General features: G+C 45.9%; 14 protein-coding genes. 10 read left to right on the top strand and 4 right to left on the bottom strand.

The genetic code is table 11. The annotated features are described in order from the left end of the window. Positions 1-48: 48 nt before the first annotated feature. Together DMB88_RS29130 and DMB88_RS29125 are read left to right on the top strand one after the other, a co-directional pair. The gene (locus DMB88_RS29130) at positions 49-1,104 is read left to right on the top strand and encodes an ABC transporter substrate-binding protein (protein WP_128104091.1); all 1,056 of its coding nucleotides are present in this window, start codon (positions 49-51) and stop codon (positions 1,102-1,104) included. 52 nt (positions 1,105-1,156) lie between these two features. After that, a complete protein-coding gene (locus DMB88_RS29125) occupies positions 1,157-2,023 on the top strand; it encodes an alpha/beta hydrolase (protein ID WP_128104090.1) in 867 nt (288 codons plus the stop codon). Between the two features lie 39 nt (positions 2,024-2,062). Here the strand turns inward: DMB88_RS29125 and DMB88_RS29120 are convergent, their stop codons facing one another. The 3 genes from DMB88_RS29120 to DMB88_RS29110 all read right to left on the bottom strand — a co-directional run bounded on the left by DMB88_RS29120 (position 2,063) and on the right by DMB88_RS29110 (position 5,062). Next, the gene (locus DMB88_RS29120; protein ID WP_128104089.1) at positions 2,063-2,752 is read right to left on the bottom strand and encodes a 4'-phosphopantetheinyl transferase family protein; all 690 of its coding nucleotides are present in this window, start codon (positions 2,750-2,752) and stop codon (positions 2,063-2,065) included. A gap of 126 nt (positions 2,753-2,878) precedes the next feature. Then, a complete protein-coding gene (locus DMB88_RS29115; RefSeq protein WP_128104088.1) occupies positions 2,879-3,748 on the bottom strand; it encodes an arylamine N-acetyltransferase family protein in 870 nt (289 codons plus the stop codon). 138 nt (positions 3,749-3,886) lie between these two features. Continuing rightward, positions 3,887-5,062 (bottom strand): DUF6688 domain-containing protein, encoded by a 1,176-nt coding sequence (locus DMB88_RS29110; RefSeq protein WP_128104087.1) that lies wholly within the window; start codon positions 5,060-5,062, stop codon positions 3,887-3,889. Between the two features lie 275 nt (positions 5,063-5,337). Between DMB88_RS29110 and greA the strand changes: the two genes are divergently transcribed. The 3 genes from greA to rlmN all read left to right on the top strand — a co-directional run bounded on the left by greA (position 5,338) and on the right by rlmN (position 8,737). Next, complete coding sequence (gene greA / locus DMB88_RS29105; protein ID WP_128104086.1) at positions 5,338-5,814, top strand: transcription elongation factor GreA; 477 nt, start codon at positions 5,338-5,340, stop codon at positions 5,812-5,814. A gap of 290 nt (positions 5,815-6,104) precedes the next feature. Further along, positions 6,105-7,460, top strand: a complete 1,356-nt coding sequence (locus DMB88_RS29100; protein ID WP_128104085.1) for a sodium-dependent transporter — start codon at positions 6,105-6,107, stop codon at positions 7,458-7,460. Positions 7,461-7,642: 182 nt separating this feature from the next. Continuing rightward, a complete protein-coding gene (rlmN, locus tag DMB88_RS29095) occupies positions 7,643-8,737 on the top strand; it encodes a dual-specificity RNA methyltransferase RlmN (protein WP_128104084.1) in 1,095 nt (364 codons plus the stop codon). Between the two features lie 129 nt (positions 8,738-8,866). On the opposite strand, the gene DMB88_RS29090 is transcribed toward rlmN, so the two are convergent. Beyond that, a complete protein-coding gene (locus DMB88_RS29090; protein ID WP_128104083.1) occupies positions 8,867-9,307 on the bottom strand; it encodes a GNAT family N-acetyltransferase in 441 nt (146 codons plus the stop codon). A 172-nt stretch (positions 9,308-9,479) separates the two neighbouring features. On the opposite strand from DMB88_RS29090, the gene DMB88_RS29085 reads away from it, so the two are divergent. The 5 genes from DMB88_RS29085 (at position 9,480) to DMB88_RS29065 (ending at position 14,440) form a co-directional block, all read left to right on the top strand. After that, positions 9,480-9,947, top strand: a complete 468-nt coding sequence (locus DMB88_RS29085) for a MarR family winged helix-turn-helix transcriptional regulator (protein ID WP_128104082.1) — start codon at positions 9,480-9,482, stop codon at positions 9,945-9,947. A 47-nt stretch (positions 9,948-9,994) separates the two neighbouring features. After that, on the top strand, positions 9,995-11,104 hold the full coding sequence (locus DMB88_RS29080) for a glycosyl hydrolase family 8 (protein ID WP_128104081.1): 1,110 nt from the start codon (positions 9,995-9,997) through the stop codon (positions 11,102-11,104). Positions 11,105-11,229: 125 nt separating this feature from the next. After that, positions 11,230-12,105 (top strand): diguanylate cyclase domain-containing protein, encoded by an 876-nt coding sequence (locus DMB88_RS29075; protein ID WP_128104664.1) that lies wholly within the window; start codon positions 11,230-11,232, stop codon positions 12,103-12,105. 160 nt (positions 12,106-12,265) lie between these two features. After that, positions 12,266-13,561: a glycosyltransferase family 2 protein gene (locus DMB88_RS29070; RefSeq protein ID WP_128104080.1), complete on the top strand. Its 1,296-nt coding sequence runs from the start codon at positions 12,266-12,268 to the stop codon at positions 13,559-13,561. A 144-nt stretch (positions 13,562-13,705) separates the two neighbouring features. Continuing rightward, positions 13,706-14,440 (top strand): class I SAM-dependent DNA methyltransferase, encoded by a 735-nt coding sequence (locus DMB88_RS29065; RefSeq protein WP_164848819.1) that lies wholly within the window; start codon positions 13,706-13,708, stop codon positions 14,438-14,440. Positions 14,441-14,551: the final 111 nt, after the last annotated feature.

The following is a 14,551-nucleotide window of genomic DNA, read 5'->3' as shown; positions in this document are numbered from 1 at the left end:
ATATAATCCTACTATCTAAATGAGAATGTTTATCAAGGGGGATATATCATGTTGCAACAGAATCAAGCCAAAGGACAGCAATCCGTTGCTCGTAAACTGCGTCATGTACGGGTGCCTGTCTTCGTTTTATTAGTGCTTATCACGAGTCTATTGTCTGCTTGTAGTTCCGATTCGAGTGCAGAGCAAGTGGGGGAATCGCAGCAAGAGCAGCCAACAACAGAAGCGGCTGCACCAGCATCCGCTGACACTAATGTAGAGGAAGATCAGGCTCAGGAGGCAGTGGGTGAACATACAGTAAAGGATGAGCTAGGCCATGATGTCATTGTCCCGGCTAATGTAGAGCGAGTCTTCGCACCCTATCTGGAAGATTCCCTGCTCACGCTGGGAGTTAAACCTGTAGCACAATGGGCGAGCGGCACGCAGGGGCATGTGTATTTGCAGGATCAGTTAAGCGATGTTCCAACGCTCGACTTCTCCAGTGGGTTGCCTGCGCCTGAGGCATTAATGGCGTTCAACCCGGACTTTATTATTTTGCATACAGCGAATTATGCGGAGAATGGTGTGTACGAGAGCTACTCCAAGATCGCACCAACCTATGTATTTAGCAACGCTTCGGGTGATGTAGAGAAGTCCTTGGAGGTCATCGGCGATCTGCTGGGTAAATCCGCTGAGGCGAAACAGGCGATTGAAGACTATCACGCAGAAGTCGAATCAGCCAAAGCCAAACTGGCTCAAGTAGCAGAGGGTAAAAAGGCAGCGATCATCCGGTTTGCCCCGCGTGGCATCACCTTGATGGGCGGAAACTACTTCAGCGGTTATGTCGTGTACGAGCAGCTTGGCTTAGGGAAGCCGGCATTGGTAGAGACGGAGAATAGCGCGATGGTATCAACCGAGATATTGCCTGAGATCGATGCAGATTTTATTTTCACGGTAGAGCAAGGCCCAGGCAGCATGAAAGAAATGACGGAGACCGCAGTATGGAAAGGCATCCCTGCCGTAAAAGCAGGACATGTGTACGCCGTTGAACCAGCCTCTTGGCTAGGCGGTGGATTGATCGCATATCGACGTGTAATTGATGATACGTTAAAGGCATTGGCAGAATAATAGAGAGTTGAAGTGGCTCCCGTAGAGGTGCTGGTAAGGAGGATTAACGATCATGACGTTTCAGTCCAAGCAACCCCAATTAGATATACCTGAACAAGAAAATGCACGAAGTGTCGTGAAGATTCCACGCGCCGAACAATGGATTATGAACCCCAGCACAGGAGGTCATGCGTATCAGATTATGGTATACGAGCCGGTGGAAGAAGCCCCTGCGGCAGGGTATCCGGTCATCTATGTGCTGGATGCAAATGCTGTATTCGGTACGATGGTAGAAGCCGTTCGTTTACAGGGTCGTAGACCAGAGAAGACAGGAGTCATCCCGGCTATTATTGTAGGCATAGGTTATCCAACAGAGGCTACTTTCTCGCCTCATCGATATGCTGATTTTACCCCGGAGGCGACTACGGAGTATACGCATCAACCGGATGGTACACCTCTGCCGCCGCAGGGAGGCGCGGATCGGTTTTTACAGTTTATTGAAGACGAATTGAAACCGAGAATAGAAGCGCAATACCGAATTAATCGGAGCAGACAAGCAATCTTTGGCCATTCTCTGGGCGGGTTGTTCGTTCTACATACATTGCTGACGAAGCCAGAAGCTTTTCGTTATTATATCTCTGGCAGTCCGTCACTGCATTGGAATCAGAAGCTAATACAGACGGAGGAAGAGGCATTTATTGCCCGTTTGGATTCCGATCCGATTCAGGCTGAGGTATGGATTGGCATAGGAGAACAGGAAAAGATCCATCCTGCTGGTAATAACGGGAGAGCCTTAGGTCTTACGGAACGTCTATCTAGCCTGCATCATCCGGGTTTGACGATTAAATTTACGGAGTTTGAAGGAGAGAATCACGTATCGGTGTTACCTTTTCTGATTAGTCGTTCACTTCGTATGGCATGTAGCCCAGAGACAATCTGAGGTATAAAATACAACACAAAAATAAGGGGCGATTGCCCCTTATTCGCGTATAGCTTGAACTAATTCCTGCACGGTGACGACATCGTACTCTGTGGGCAGTGCTGTTCCTACAGAACAGGCTGCCAGCATATGTCCATCATCCAGTCGCTCGCTCTGAAAACGATAGGCTTCATCCTGCTCACAATGCCAATCTCCCTGATCATTAGGAAGAATGGCGAAGGAGTCCAGTGGGATTGACAGCCCTTTACCTACGGCCTTCATGTAGCTTTCCTTGAGCGTCCATAGTCGATAGAAGGTGTCAATCTGCATATTGGCTGGCTGGCTGATCAGGTAACGATGCTCCTGCGGAGCGAAGAAACGGTCTGCAATCTGAAGGTCAATCGGGTTCGTTTGCTCCACATCGATGCCCACAAGATCATGTCCGCCCGAGATCATAACGACCCAGCCGCCAGAATGAGAGAGGTTAAAGGAGAGATCTGCACGGTCACGCAGGAAAGGTTTCCCGTACGCATTCCGGCTAAACGATATATCCTTCACCTGTCCACCAATGTGATCTGCTAACGTAACCCGAGCCAATACTTCGCCAAGTACAGAACGATAGGCATCCGCCTGATGTACATAACGGGCTGCGCCCGCACGTCGCTCAGCGGAAACCATAGAGAGTAACAGCTCCCAATCCTCTTCCAGCAATACTGAAGGTACTGGCATAACCTGTATTTTCATCATCATTAATCACCTGTCGATAGATTCGTCATTTAGCAGCACTAATCCTGTTTAGCACATGGAGCAACTCGATAGTACAGCGGCATCAAATGCAACCCGCCTGCTTGAACAACTTACGTACGTATAAGGTTATCAGCTCTGTTGTGTTCTCTTCCATTCCTCGTGTGAAGTCTGTACCTGCTTCCACATCTCTTCGCGTTCCATCTTACTGTACCGTAGCAACGGTTCATGGAAAATGTCGGTGAGAGTGCTAATCCACTCGTTGAAGGTTCTAATCTCCATCTTACGAATACCCTCAGCATCATGGATTCGTAGCATACATCCACGTAGTTCATGACTACGCTGAGCATCTCTTTGACGAAGAAGAAAATTATTGTGCCAAGGTGACTGGATCGACTGGCTGTAGAATTCATGCTTTGGAATGAACTCATCCAGTTGGCTGACCCAATCCGGGGCGTAGTCCACACCTAGGCTAGGGCCGTTCGGTTCATACTCCAGTCTCCACCCCTCAGCAGCAACAGATGATGGAATTAGATTATACGTGAAAGGTGCCTGCCCATAGCTGCCATAACGTAACGGAAGCGGCTGAAATGGCATACCGCCAAGCCCGACATCTACAATCCACTGTTCATCTGGATTTTCTGATCCTGGTATCAATACGGATAGCCCTAAATGAAACGAGTTAACACGTGGTTGCTCCCCATGGGGTTGAACACCTGCACGATGCCATCGCACAGTATATCCAAGTGAGTGAAGCAGTACGCTAAACGCACCGTTCAAGTGAAAACAGTACCCGCTACGCCCATTCAACAAGAGCTCTACAGATTCTCTGAGATGAATTCCGGCGGGGCGACCTGTAAAAATATCAACCGTCTGCCAGGACAGGTACTCTACATGTGCCGCTTGCAGCTCGGATAGAAATTCAAGTGTTGGCGGCTTTATCTCATCAATACCTATCCGCTTAAGATAGGCTTCAATTTCAGTTCCATTCAACGTGTACATTGGCATAACCTCCAATCATATGGAGAGCCATCACATGTTTAAACGATGATAGCTCCTACATCTATTGTAGGTAAGGCACAAGTTACTGAACACCGCCGTTTCACTCTACTGTACCGGTACAATCTTGTGTAAGCAGAGCTAAAATTTCGTAAACTTGCCTCTCATTTCGCTATATTGAATATGAATTCGGTTCTCTGGATGTTTGTCTGTTGTATATAGAACCAGTAAGAAGATCCATTCCAGAGGTTTCATGAGCAGATAGACAAGATCCGCTGTCCAGCGGGAACGAATATGTTTACTCACCGGATAGCCATAGCGATCATATAACCCACGAACGAGCCGATGGAATCGGGGCGTGTACTGTTCCAATACATGTTCAAAAGCATTTGCGATCATTAATTGTCGATTCACTTTAATAACGTGGCCGTGTCGTATGCCATCTCGCACTGGTTTGACCCATTTGGCATGTCCACCAGCCGCAACGGTGCACAAATAGTGTCCACTTCCCGGAATGATATCAGGCGGTGGGATGGGGAGACGAGAGTAATTGTAGCTGCTCGTATCCAGGAAGGTCCGAATGGCACTGTCAGGTCGCTGACCAAATAAGACAAGAATGAGCTGGATCACCAGTTGTAGCGGGAACATGAGAATCACCCAGACAAGCGGTGCAGTGCGAAAACGACTGATGTGCCGATACAGGAATCGTTGCCATCCAGGCAGATGCTCCATATCCGTTAGCAAACTTTGTCCCTCAACATGAGCCTGTACAAAACCATCCCACGAGCGCTTCAGGCGACCGACATATAGGAATATGAGCGATAGGTAACTGCTCTGTAATGTAAGTACGGAAAACGTGATGAGCAACCCTGTTTCGTAATACCAGGATAGACCTGTATGCGTGATATAGGCGATTCCCCAGACAATACTGAGAACGAGAGCGCTGTTGCATAGTGTGTAGACGATTGGCGAGAGTTTATTTGAGCGACTAAACAGCAGGATATACGCCAACAAACCAACGATATGAGTCGTAATAAATACAGGAAGACTGTAGTGGCTGATCGTCGCATAGTTGGAAGCCGAATTGCCTGTATCTTCATACACAGACAGTGGTTCTCCCCCGTTAACACCTGAAGCATCGAAGGCTATGCCTATGGCAAAGCCAACGACTGTAAATCCCATTATAAAAATTTCGCATACGGTGAGGAATATTCGTCCATTCCCAGCCGCCTTCTTGATGAAACTATTCAGCATAACCCATCCTGATGCAGCCGGAATAATTAGAAACAAGCCTAGGAATTGAAGTGTAGCAATCAAGAGATGTCCTCCTTCGATTTCAGTATTCCTATTGTAGGTTAGCGAGAGTTTGTTGGCAATATTAACCATTATAATATTTAAGTCTAACGCCTCATATTAGGGGAGGGAAAACCCTACTTGGGATGGGGAGCCGATAGGATAACCGAGCTTACCTTGAGCGCATACACTTCTTCCCATGTATGGGAGAGTGGATTCTCTTTTTCTTGGGTATGTTAACCGTTTAGAGTGGATATAGGTTAGAATAGAGATAGAAAGCAGGATTAGGAGATGTTAATATGGCTAATGATGAAGTGATTTTGACGCAGGAAGGCTTGGAAAAGCTGGAGGACGAGCTACGGGAATTAAAGACAGTTAAGCGTAAAGAGTTGGCCGAGCGTCTGAAACTCGCGATTAGTTACGGTGACCTGAAGGAAAATAGTGAGTATCATTCAGCCAAAGATGATCAGGCATTTATGGAAACCCGCGTTTTGATTCTAGAGAAAATGTTGAAGAATGCACGAGTGATTACGGCGGACAACATGGACTCGAACAAAGTGGGCGTTGGCTCCACAGTGTTGCTGAATGACATTGAGTTCGCAGAAAAGATTGAATATAAACTCGTCGGACCTGCCGAAGCTGACGTTACAGATAACAAAATTTCGTACGAAAGCCCGCTTGGTAAAGAACTGATGGGCAAAGAAGTGGGTAGTGTCATTCATGTTAATGCCCCGATGGGCGTTATCAAGTATGAGTTGCTCGAAATTCGCATCTAACCACGAACGAACATCGACTTTTCAATGATGAATAAATTAACCTTGTTGAATAAAGAGAGGTTTCGAAGCTGATTCTAGCCGAGGAACCTCTCTTTTTTTGGCATATGTGAAACATACAGGAGTGAAATTCAAACTTTGTCACATACTATACATGAACAAGCTTGATTGTTATTCCCTTTAAAGCGTTAGTGTAAAAAAATAACATTCTGATTAATTTCATTTTTTCAATGACCTGACACGATGAGTAGTATATAATTACGGGAAATAATAGAACAGATGGAGTAGATAAGATGAATTTCAGTAAGTCACATCTAGAACAGAACAACTCGGGTAAGGGTGAACGATTCTCCCGTGCAGGATTCATTTTGGCTGCCATCGGTAGTTCAGTTGGTCTTGGTAACATGTGGAAGTTCCCGTATATTACGGGAGAGAATGGAGGCGCAGCGTTTTTCCTGCTCTTTATCGTCTGTCTGTTACTCATTGGCCTGCCTGTGTTGCTGGCGGAACTTGCGATTGGTCGAAGTGGGCGCGGAAGTGCAGCTACAGCGTTCATCAAGGCTGGCGGACATAAAGGGTGGCTGGCAGCAGGACTACTGCAAGTACTGACACCGTTTATCATCCTTTCCTTTTACGTGATCATTGCAGGCTGGACACTCCAGTATGCGATCACATCTTTCAGTGGTAGTCTGTTTAGTAACGCGGATTTTGGTGGACAATTTGATTCCTTTATCGGTGGTTATATGCCGATTGTATGGCAACTCGTTTCGGTTCTGATCACAGGCTGGATTGTAGCTAAAGGGGTCTCTAACGGAATTGAAAAGTTTAATAAAGTGCTCATACCAGCGATGCTGGTCTTGCTTATTATACTGATGATTCGAGCTATTACGTTGCCAGGAGCAGGTGCAGGGGTTTCCTTCTTCCTGAATCCAGACTTCTCTCAATTAACGACCGAATCGGCACTGGTTGCACTCGGACATGCTTTCTTCTCGCTATCTCTCGGGATGGGTATTCTCGTGACGTATGGTTCGTATGTTGATAAAAATCAATCCCTTGGCGCTGCGACAGTAGCTGTTGGCGCGGGTGACCTCATCTATGCCTTTATCGCCGGTTTGATTATTTTCCCAACAACGTTCTCGTTTGGTATCGCACCGGATCAAGGGCCTAAACTGATCTTCGTTGCGCTGCCTGCTGCATTCTCGGCGATGCCACTCGGCTTCCTGTTTGGCGGATTGTTCTTCATCTTATTGGCTATTGCAGCATTAACATCAGCCGTATCCTTGCTGGAAGTGCCAGTTAAGTATTTCATGGAAAGATTGTCTTGGAGCCGCAGCCGTGCGGTATGGGTTATTTCACTCGCGGTCTTCATCGTGGGTCTTCCTTCAGCTCTGTCGATGGGACTCGTGCCTGAGTTTAACATTAACGGGACAAACCTGTTCGATTGGATGGACTTCATGGCTTCTAACATCATGCTTCCTGTCGGTGGGTTACTTGTAACCATATTTGCCGGTTACTTCTGGAAGACAGCAGCAGAAGCTTCCGGTCTGAAATCAGGCTGGTTCAAAGTTTGGCTGTTCATGCTGCGCTATGTGGCACCAATTCTGGTACTTCTGGTGTTGCTGCACACATCCGGTATTATTCACTTCTAAAGTGTACAGGATAGGGAATGAGCATCATGAAGCTTACACAGATTTACCAAGCATAAAACCTCTTGGAAGAATTGCAAAAGCCCTTGTGTTCCAACGACAATTTTGGGACAATACGGAGTAGAGGTTTTTTTGGAATAAAAACCGATGAGCCATATGCTTTTTTTCGAAAAGAGGACTGCGTAATGAACCAATCATCCATTTATGGATTAACATTAGAGCAATTACGTTCCTGGTTGCCGGAACACGGGCAGAAGAAATCCCGTGCCTCCCGCATCTGGGAATGGTTATATCAAGAGCGTGTGCATCAGTTTACAGACATGACCGATGTGCGCCAGGAATGTCTGGACGTGATCTCCGAACACTTCACGATGAACTCTCTGAGTGAACATGTGAAGCAGGAATCGGCAGACGGTACAGTGAAGTTTTTGCTGCGTTTGCAGGATGGAAACCTGATCGAAACGGTACTCATGCGTCAAAAGTACGGTCTCACTGTATGTGTGACCACCCAGGTGGGCTGTAATATCGGCTGCAGCTTCTGCGCGAGTGGATTGATCAAGAAAAGCCGTGACCTGACTGGTGGCGAGATTGTAGAACAGATCATGCATGTGCAGCGGCATCTCGATGCAGCAGGTCAAGGTGAGCGAGTTACCAACGTTGTTGTAATGGGAATCGGTGAGCCATTCGATAACTTCCAGAACATGACGGATTTCATCGAAGTGATCAAGGAGCGCAAAGGGCTTGCCATTGCTGCGAAGCGGATCACCGTGTCCACGAGTGGTTTGCCAGACAAGATCAAAGAGTTTGCAGACAGCAGTCTCCAGGTCAATCTGGCCATTTCCCTCCATGCACCGAATAATGAGCTGCGTACACACATCATGAAGATCAACCGGGCGTTCCCGATTGAGCAGTTGATGGATGCTGTTGATTACTATCTAGCAACAACGAATAAACGCATCATGTTCGAGTACATCCTGCTACGTGATGTGAACGACCAACGCGAGCATGCTGCTGAGCTGGCTGAACTGCTGTCCAGTCGGAAGAGTATGGTCAGTGTTAACCTGATTCCATACAATCCGGTGGATGAGCATAGCCAGTATCAACGGAGCACAGAGGAATCCATTCTGGGTTTCTATGATACGCTCAAAAAGAACAACATTAACGCTACGGTGCGTATGGAGCATGGTACAGATATCGATGCAGCCTGCGGACAATTGCGTAGTAAACAGATGAAAAATAACGCGCCTGGTCCGCAATCGGGTCGCCTCGCTCTTGGCTAGGTATGTTCCGGGATACTCATCCTGCTGGATGGGAACTGAACGTTTCAGTTGCTCGGTTTGCCTATAACAAAGAACGCCTATGGTATGCTCAACCTGTGAGCGACATAGGCGTTCTTTGATTTATTTCATTTATTTAAGTGGTTTGACCATCAGTAGATGCGGAATGCCATCTTCCAAAAATACATCGGATGCTGGCGTGTACCCCAGACGTTCATAGAAACCGGAGGCTTGCACCTGCGCGTGTAGCTTGGCTTTTGCCAGTCCTTGGTCTAGCGCCATTTGCTCCAGCTTGTCGATCAGTACACGGCCAAGACCATGTTTACGGTATTCCAGCATGACACAGATTCGCTCCAGCTTGGCAACGTCATCAACGATCCGCAATCGGGAGGAAGCGGCAGGCACTCCGTCTACATAGAGAAGAATGTGGCGAGCTTCCGTATCTAATGCGTCATAAGCATCGAATTCATCTTCTGCCGGAACCCCTTGCTCCTCCACAAAAATAGCCATGCGAATGGCGAAACAGGCTTCGAGTAATTCTTGATTGTTGACTTCAACAACAGTGGTGTTCATGATATGTCTCCTTTGGTTGATTATAATAGTAAGTGGGCATGGTAGACTGAAACAAAGTCATTTTCAGCAAAACCATACGCAATCCCATGCATCTCGTAGTATTATTTAAAATTAGTTATATCACTTTTTTTGTTGCGAATGCAACATAAATTTAGATGAGGATGTGAGTACGTTGAAGGACGTATTGCGTGAAATTGGCATGATTGCACGTTGTCTGGATTCCATTAGTAATGTTGAATTCCAACATTTGAATTTATCACGGGGGCAGTATCTCTACCTTTATCGCATATGTGAGAACCCGGGAATTATCCCGAACCAGCTCGCTGAACTCATCAAGGTTGACCGAACTACGGCAGCTCGTGCAATCAGCAAACTGGAATCCGACGGATTTATTAGTAAGCGTTCGGCGGTGGATAACAAAAAAAATAAAGAGTTATATCCAACAGAGGCTGGTCTGGAGGCGTGGGAGTTTATACGCAGAGAAGGGGTGCACTCTGATCAAGTTACACTGGCGGGATTAACGAAAGAAGAGATCGAGACGGCCGTCTCTTTGTTACGCCGGATGCGTCATAACATTGAGGTTGATTGGCGGTTCGTGAAGAAGGGTGGGCGTAGACCGTATATGGATCAGGAGGAATGATCAGCTCCTCGATCGATCACTTTCGAGGAAGAATACAGGAGGACAACATGAGGAACATAAGCCGGAAAGGACTGCTATGGCTGCTTATTGTCGTTGCTAGTATTACGGCAGGGTCGATGATCTATATAAAGGGGCAATGGGTAGTGGATGAACGTTCTCCAACGGTTGCATTTGTGCAGCATCATATGACCAATCCGAACGGTACGCTGGCTTCTTACCTACAGGATGCTACATCGGAGGAACCTGATATTGTAGCAGGACGGGAAGCATTATCAGAGTCCCTGGGATTATGGATGCAATACGCTATCGCCAAGAACGATGAGGCGTTGTTCAAGCAAAACTATGATCTGCTAACGACCTATTATCTAATGCCGCAGAAATATATAGCCTGGAAGCTTGATGCTGAAGGGGAATCTTCGGTGACTACCAATGCGCTAGGGGATGATCTGCGAATCATAGGTGCGTTGCTATCGGCTGCTGAACTGTGGGAACAGGACAAGGCCAGCGTACTAGAGACGGCTGCCGAACTCACCAAAACACTGAATCAGTCGGTGCAGATGGAAGGCTATTATGTCGATTTTCATGATTTCTCGAATGGAATTTCATCGGATACCTTAAGTTTGGCTTACGTGGATTTACCAGCGTTGAAAGCGATGGAGCAGTATGAATTGATTGAGCCAGGGACGTACGAGAAGTACGAGTATTTGCTAAAAAGCATGCCGGATGATGGTGTATTCTATCCCAAATCGTTCAATGTGACCTCCAAAACGTATATCTATGATGACAAGGTAAACCTGATTGATCAATTAATTGTGGCGAATCATCTGGCAACAACCAGTCACCAACCGGATAAGCTCATTTCTTTCCTGAAGAAAGAATTTAAGACCCGGAAGCAGCTAGCTGGACAATATAAACGAAGTGACCATACACCCGTCGTTGCGTATGAATCTCCATCTGTATATGGACTTGCGATTCTACTTGCGATCAAGTCAGGTGATCCAAAATGGGCTAAACAACTGTATAACCATATGATCACATTCCGAAGCCAGGATCCCAATTATCCCGGTGGTTACGTATTTAACGGGAACACACATGCTTTTGATAACCTTTTTCCATTAATTGCTGAGACAGAATTGCAAAAATACCTTCGAAAGTAATCATTCTGTCATCTTATAAGATGGTGAATATGGTAGCATATATTTTGCATTATTTTGTCGAAAAGTGGTGAAATACTCAGTAGGGTGTATAAATAACAAAATTTACATGTAGAAAGGAGAGAATGATGAGAAATAAAGCACCTATTCGCCGTATTGGATGGGGATATGCCAGCTTGATTGGATTAGCCGTAATTCAGCAGCTTATTGTATATCTTAAGATTTATATGAATCAAAGTTTTACCACGTTGGATGCCATTTTTAGTATGGTGTCACTAGGTGCACTGGTTCTAGGTTTTATACTACCTGTCGGTGTGTCAGTTGTTGTCGTATTTGTGTACCTGGTTACTTACTTTGTGTGGTTGGTAACTTATGCCGATGTTAATGTGCTTACATTCTCATGGTGGTTACTCATTCCCGCTAATGTTGCTGTGGCTGCATTCATTAAGGCGAGTCTTGTGCGGAGCGCACGAATTATGGATCGCTTGCAGGAGATGCAGGATCGTAATCCAGAGATCGATCTCGATACCTCTCTTGGAAACAAGGATGCACTTGCGGATACGGTTATCAAGCAGAGTAACCTTGCCAAAAGGTATTCCGAGCAGTATGGATTTAGTATGGCGATGTTTAAAATTGAATTTCTACCCTTGGTTATGGAATCTCTCGGATCAGTGAGATATGCGCAGTTTCTGTTGGAGTTGTCCAGCACGATCCAGAAGCAGATCCGATTTGAGGATTACAAATTTTTTGTAGATCGTGGGCGTTTTGTCATTCTATGTCCGATGGTGAACGTAGAGTATCTTCCGGTGCTAACTCAGCGGATCAAAACTGCGATGATGGATCTATCTTTTATTGATAAGAAGGGAAATGAACTACAGACGGTTATTCGCTCAGGAGCACTCATATTTCAGAAAGAAAATTTCAATAAATACGAAGATATTGATGCGGTTATTGCTGCGCTTGAACGGAACACAGAGACAGATCTCATTGGTGAATATATCTAAACTAGCTAGAAGGAGAGAAGCTCCGTGAACTATGTAACCTGGTTCATCCCTATATGTATCGCTATAAGCTGTATTTTTATGGTGTGTACAATAGGCTTAACGATTGCCACGCTTCGATTCCGTTCGAAAGTCTATCGCAAATATGATCGGAGGAAATGAAGTGGCTGATATTCTTTTACTGTTATCAATTTTTAGTATCTGGATAGCTGTATTTGAGTCCATCCTCATCATGACGGGAGCCATTCGTTTCATTCATAAACAGGAGAAAATAGGCGTTCATATTCCTAAAGATATGGATCATTATCCGACAGTAACGGTTATGGTACCTGCTCATAATGAGGGTTTGGTCATTGTAGCTACCGTGGAACATATATTGCAGATGAATTATCCCGAAGAGAAGGTACAGGTTATTGTTATTGCCGATAACTGCACAGATGATACCGCGGCGAAGCTGCATGCCTTCCTAAGCAAAACCCGTTATGTCCATCGTGATGTGACTGTGATGGAGCGCAAAGGAACTGGAGGAAAGTCCGGTGCATTAAATGACGGATTGGAGCTAGCAACAGGGGAATGGATTTGCATTTTCGATGCTGATGCAGCTCCAGAGCGCAATTCGTTAATGTTTCTAGCACAGAAGTCATTGGAAGACCCTGAGAAGTATGGCGTCGTATATGGAAGAAACAAAGCTCGGAACAGAGGGCAGAACTTCCTCTCCAAATGTATTAACTTGGAGCTTGTTACGGCACAACGTGTCTATCACACCGGCCTCTGGGAGTTGTTCAAGCTAGGCACCATTCCAGGTACAAACTATATTATTAAAACAGAACTCATCCGTGAGATCGGTGGTTGGGATGTTACAGCCATTACCGAAGACACAGCACTTTCTTTTGACATTCTCGCTCGCGGGCAATTAATTGCACTGGCTCCCCAAGCTGAGGCGTACCAACAGGAGCCTGAGAAGCTCAGTGTATACATGAAACAGCGTGAACGTTGGGCAAAAGGAAACTACCAGGTGGTTATGGATAATTTTCTGAACCTGTTCAACCGCACAAACTGGCGTAGTAAGGTATTATTGCTCTACTATGCTATCAGCTATTTTTGGTTTATGATTGCGATCATCGTATCGGATATTATTTTTATCGTTAACCTCGTGTTTCGTATCATCGGTATATTTAATCCAGCGGTAAGTTCTCCGTTCCAGTTCTCTGGAGACGTGTATGTGTATCTTGTCATCGCTTGGGCATTAATGTACTACATTTATGTGCTGCAGATTAATCTCGCCCTGGCTTCTGATATTGGACAGAGCAATATACGCAATTTCATATATGCCTGCCTATCTTACTTTACCTATGCACAGTTATTTATCCTCATCTCCGTTAAGGCATCTTATTCGTTAACGATGGATAAGATTCGGAAGCGTGAGAGCAAGTGGTATAAGACACAACGTTTTGGATAATCAACATCATTCTAACGCCATCAGGCTACTTTCTGAACATTTCGGAAAGTGGCCTTTTGCCATAGGTGGACGGGTTTACAGACTTCAGGTATACTCATGCGAGCGAATATATAGAGGTTGTTCAAAAAGCACATATAGGAGGCGATGGGGCTGGTTAACAGGGGATCGGATTTCTATGATAATGAGGCTAACTTTGAGAAGTATATGGAGCGACGGCGGTGGCAGGAGAATGCGAACGATACGCTGGAGAAGCCCATTATGCTGGAGTTAATTGGGGACGTCGCAGGCAAAAGCGTATTAGATCTAGGATGTGGTGATGCCAAGTTTGGTGCAGAATTGCTTGGAGTGAAACATCAGGCGGCTAGCTACACCGGGGTTGAGGGATCGGTCAATATGGTAGATGCAGCTCGTGAGTCGATTAAAGGCATGAATGCTCAGATCAAGCAAGCGTTCCTTGAGGACTGGAATGATGAGGCGCAGACCTATGACGTGGCAATATCCAGATTAGCCATTCACTACATCGAAGATATAGATAGCCTATTCCAAAAGGTGTATCACACCTTAAAGGCCGGAGGAACGTTCAGTTTTTCGGTTGAACATCCAGTAATCACATCCACCTTACAGCCTTCAGGTACTCGCACGAACTGGATCGTAGATCAATATTTCATCGAAGGGTTTCGAGAGCAACAGTGGTTAGGTGGTTCGGTGAAGAAGATGCACCGTGCACTTGAATCATACTACATAGCATTACAGAAGGCGGGTTTCCGTGTGGAGCATCTACGGGAGTCAGCACCACAGCGTCAGCATTTTGTGAATGAAGAGACGTATCTGCGGCGTCAGCGGATTCCGCTATTTTTATTCTTATCAGCTCGCAAATAAAAGGATGAACTTGCACAGCTTACTGTGGATAATTCATCTAAGCGACATCAGCCCAAACATCTATCCACATGTGGATAAGAGGTTTGGGCTGATGAATTAGAGCACTATACA

The organism is Paenibacillus sp. DCT19 (assembly GCF_003268635.1).
GTDB lineage: Bacteria > Bacillota > Bacilli > Paenibacillales > Paenibacillaceae > Paenibacillus.
Note: the sequence above shows the minus strand (reverse complement) of the source record. Positions and strands in the feature narration are given on the sequence as shown.

Coding starts and splice junctions, on each gene's coding strand:
- DMB88_RS29130 (WP_128104091.1), top strand. CDS start 49: ATGTTGCAACAGAATCAAGCCAAAGGACAGCAATCCGTTGCTCGTAAA.
- DMB88_RS29125 (WP_128104090.1), top strand. CDS start 1,157: ATGACGTTTCAGTCCAAGCAACCCCAATTAGATATACCTGAACAAGAA.
- DMB88_RS29120 (WP_128104089.1), bottom strand. CDS start 2,752: ATGATGATGAAAATACAGGTTATGCCAGTACCTTCAGTATTGCTGGAA.
- DMB88_RS29115 (WP_128104088.1), bottom strand. CDS start 3,748: ATGTACACGTTGAATGGAACTGAAATTGAAGCCTATCTTAAGCGGATA.
- greA (WP_128104086.1), top strand. CDS start 5,338: ATGGCTAATGATGAAGTGATTTTGACGCAGGAAGGCTTGGAAAAGCTG.
- DMB88_RS29100 (WP_128104085.1), top strand. CDS start 6,105: ATGAATTTCAGTAAGTCACATCTAGAACAGAACAACTCGGGTAAGGGT.
- rlmN (WP_128104084.1), top strand. CDS start 7,643: ATGAACCAATCATCCATTTATGGATTAACATTAGAGCAATTACGTTCC.
- DMB88_RS29090 (WP_128104083.1), bottom strand. CDS start 9,307: ATGAACACCACTGTTGTTGAAGTCAACAATCAAGAATTACTCGAAGCC.
- DMB88_RS29080 (WP_128104081.1), top strand. CDS start 9,995: ATGAGGAACATAAGCCGGAAAGGACTGCTATGGCTGCTTATTGTCGTT.
- DMB88_RS29075 (WP_128104664.1), top strand. CDS start 11,230: ATGAGAAATAAAGCACCTATTCGCCGTATTGGATGGGGATATGCCAGC.
- DMB88_RS29065 (WP_164848819.1), top strand. CDS start 13,706: ATGGGGCTGGTTAACAGGGGATCGGATTTCTATGATAATGAGGCTAAC.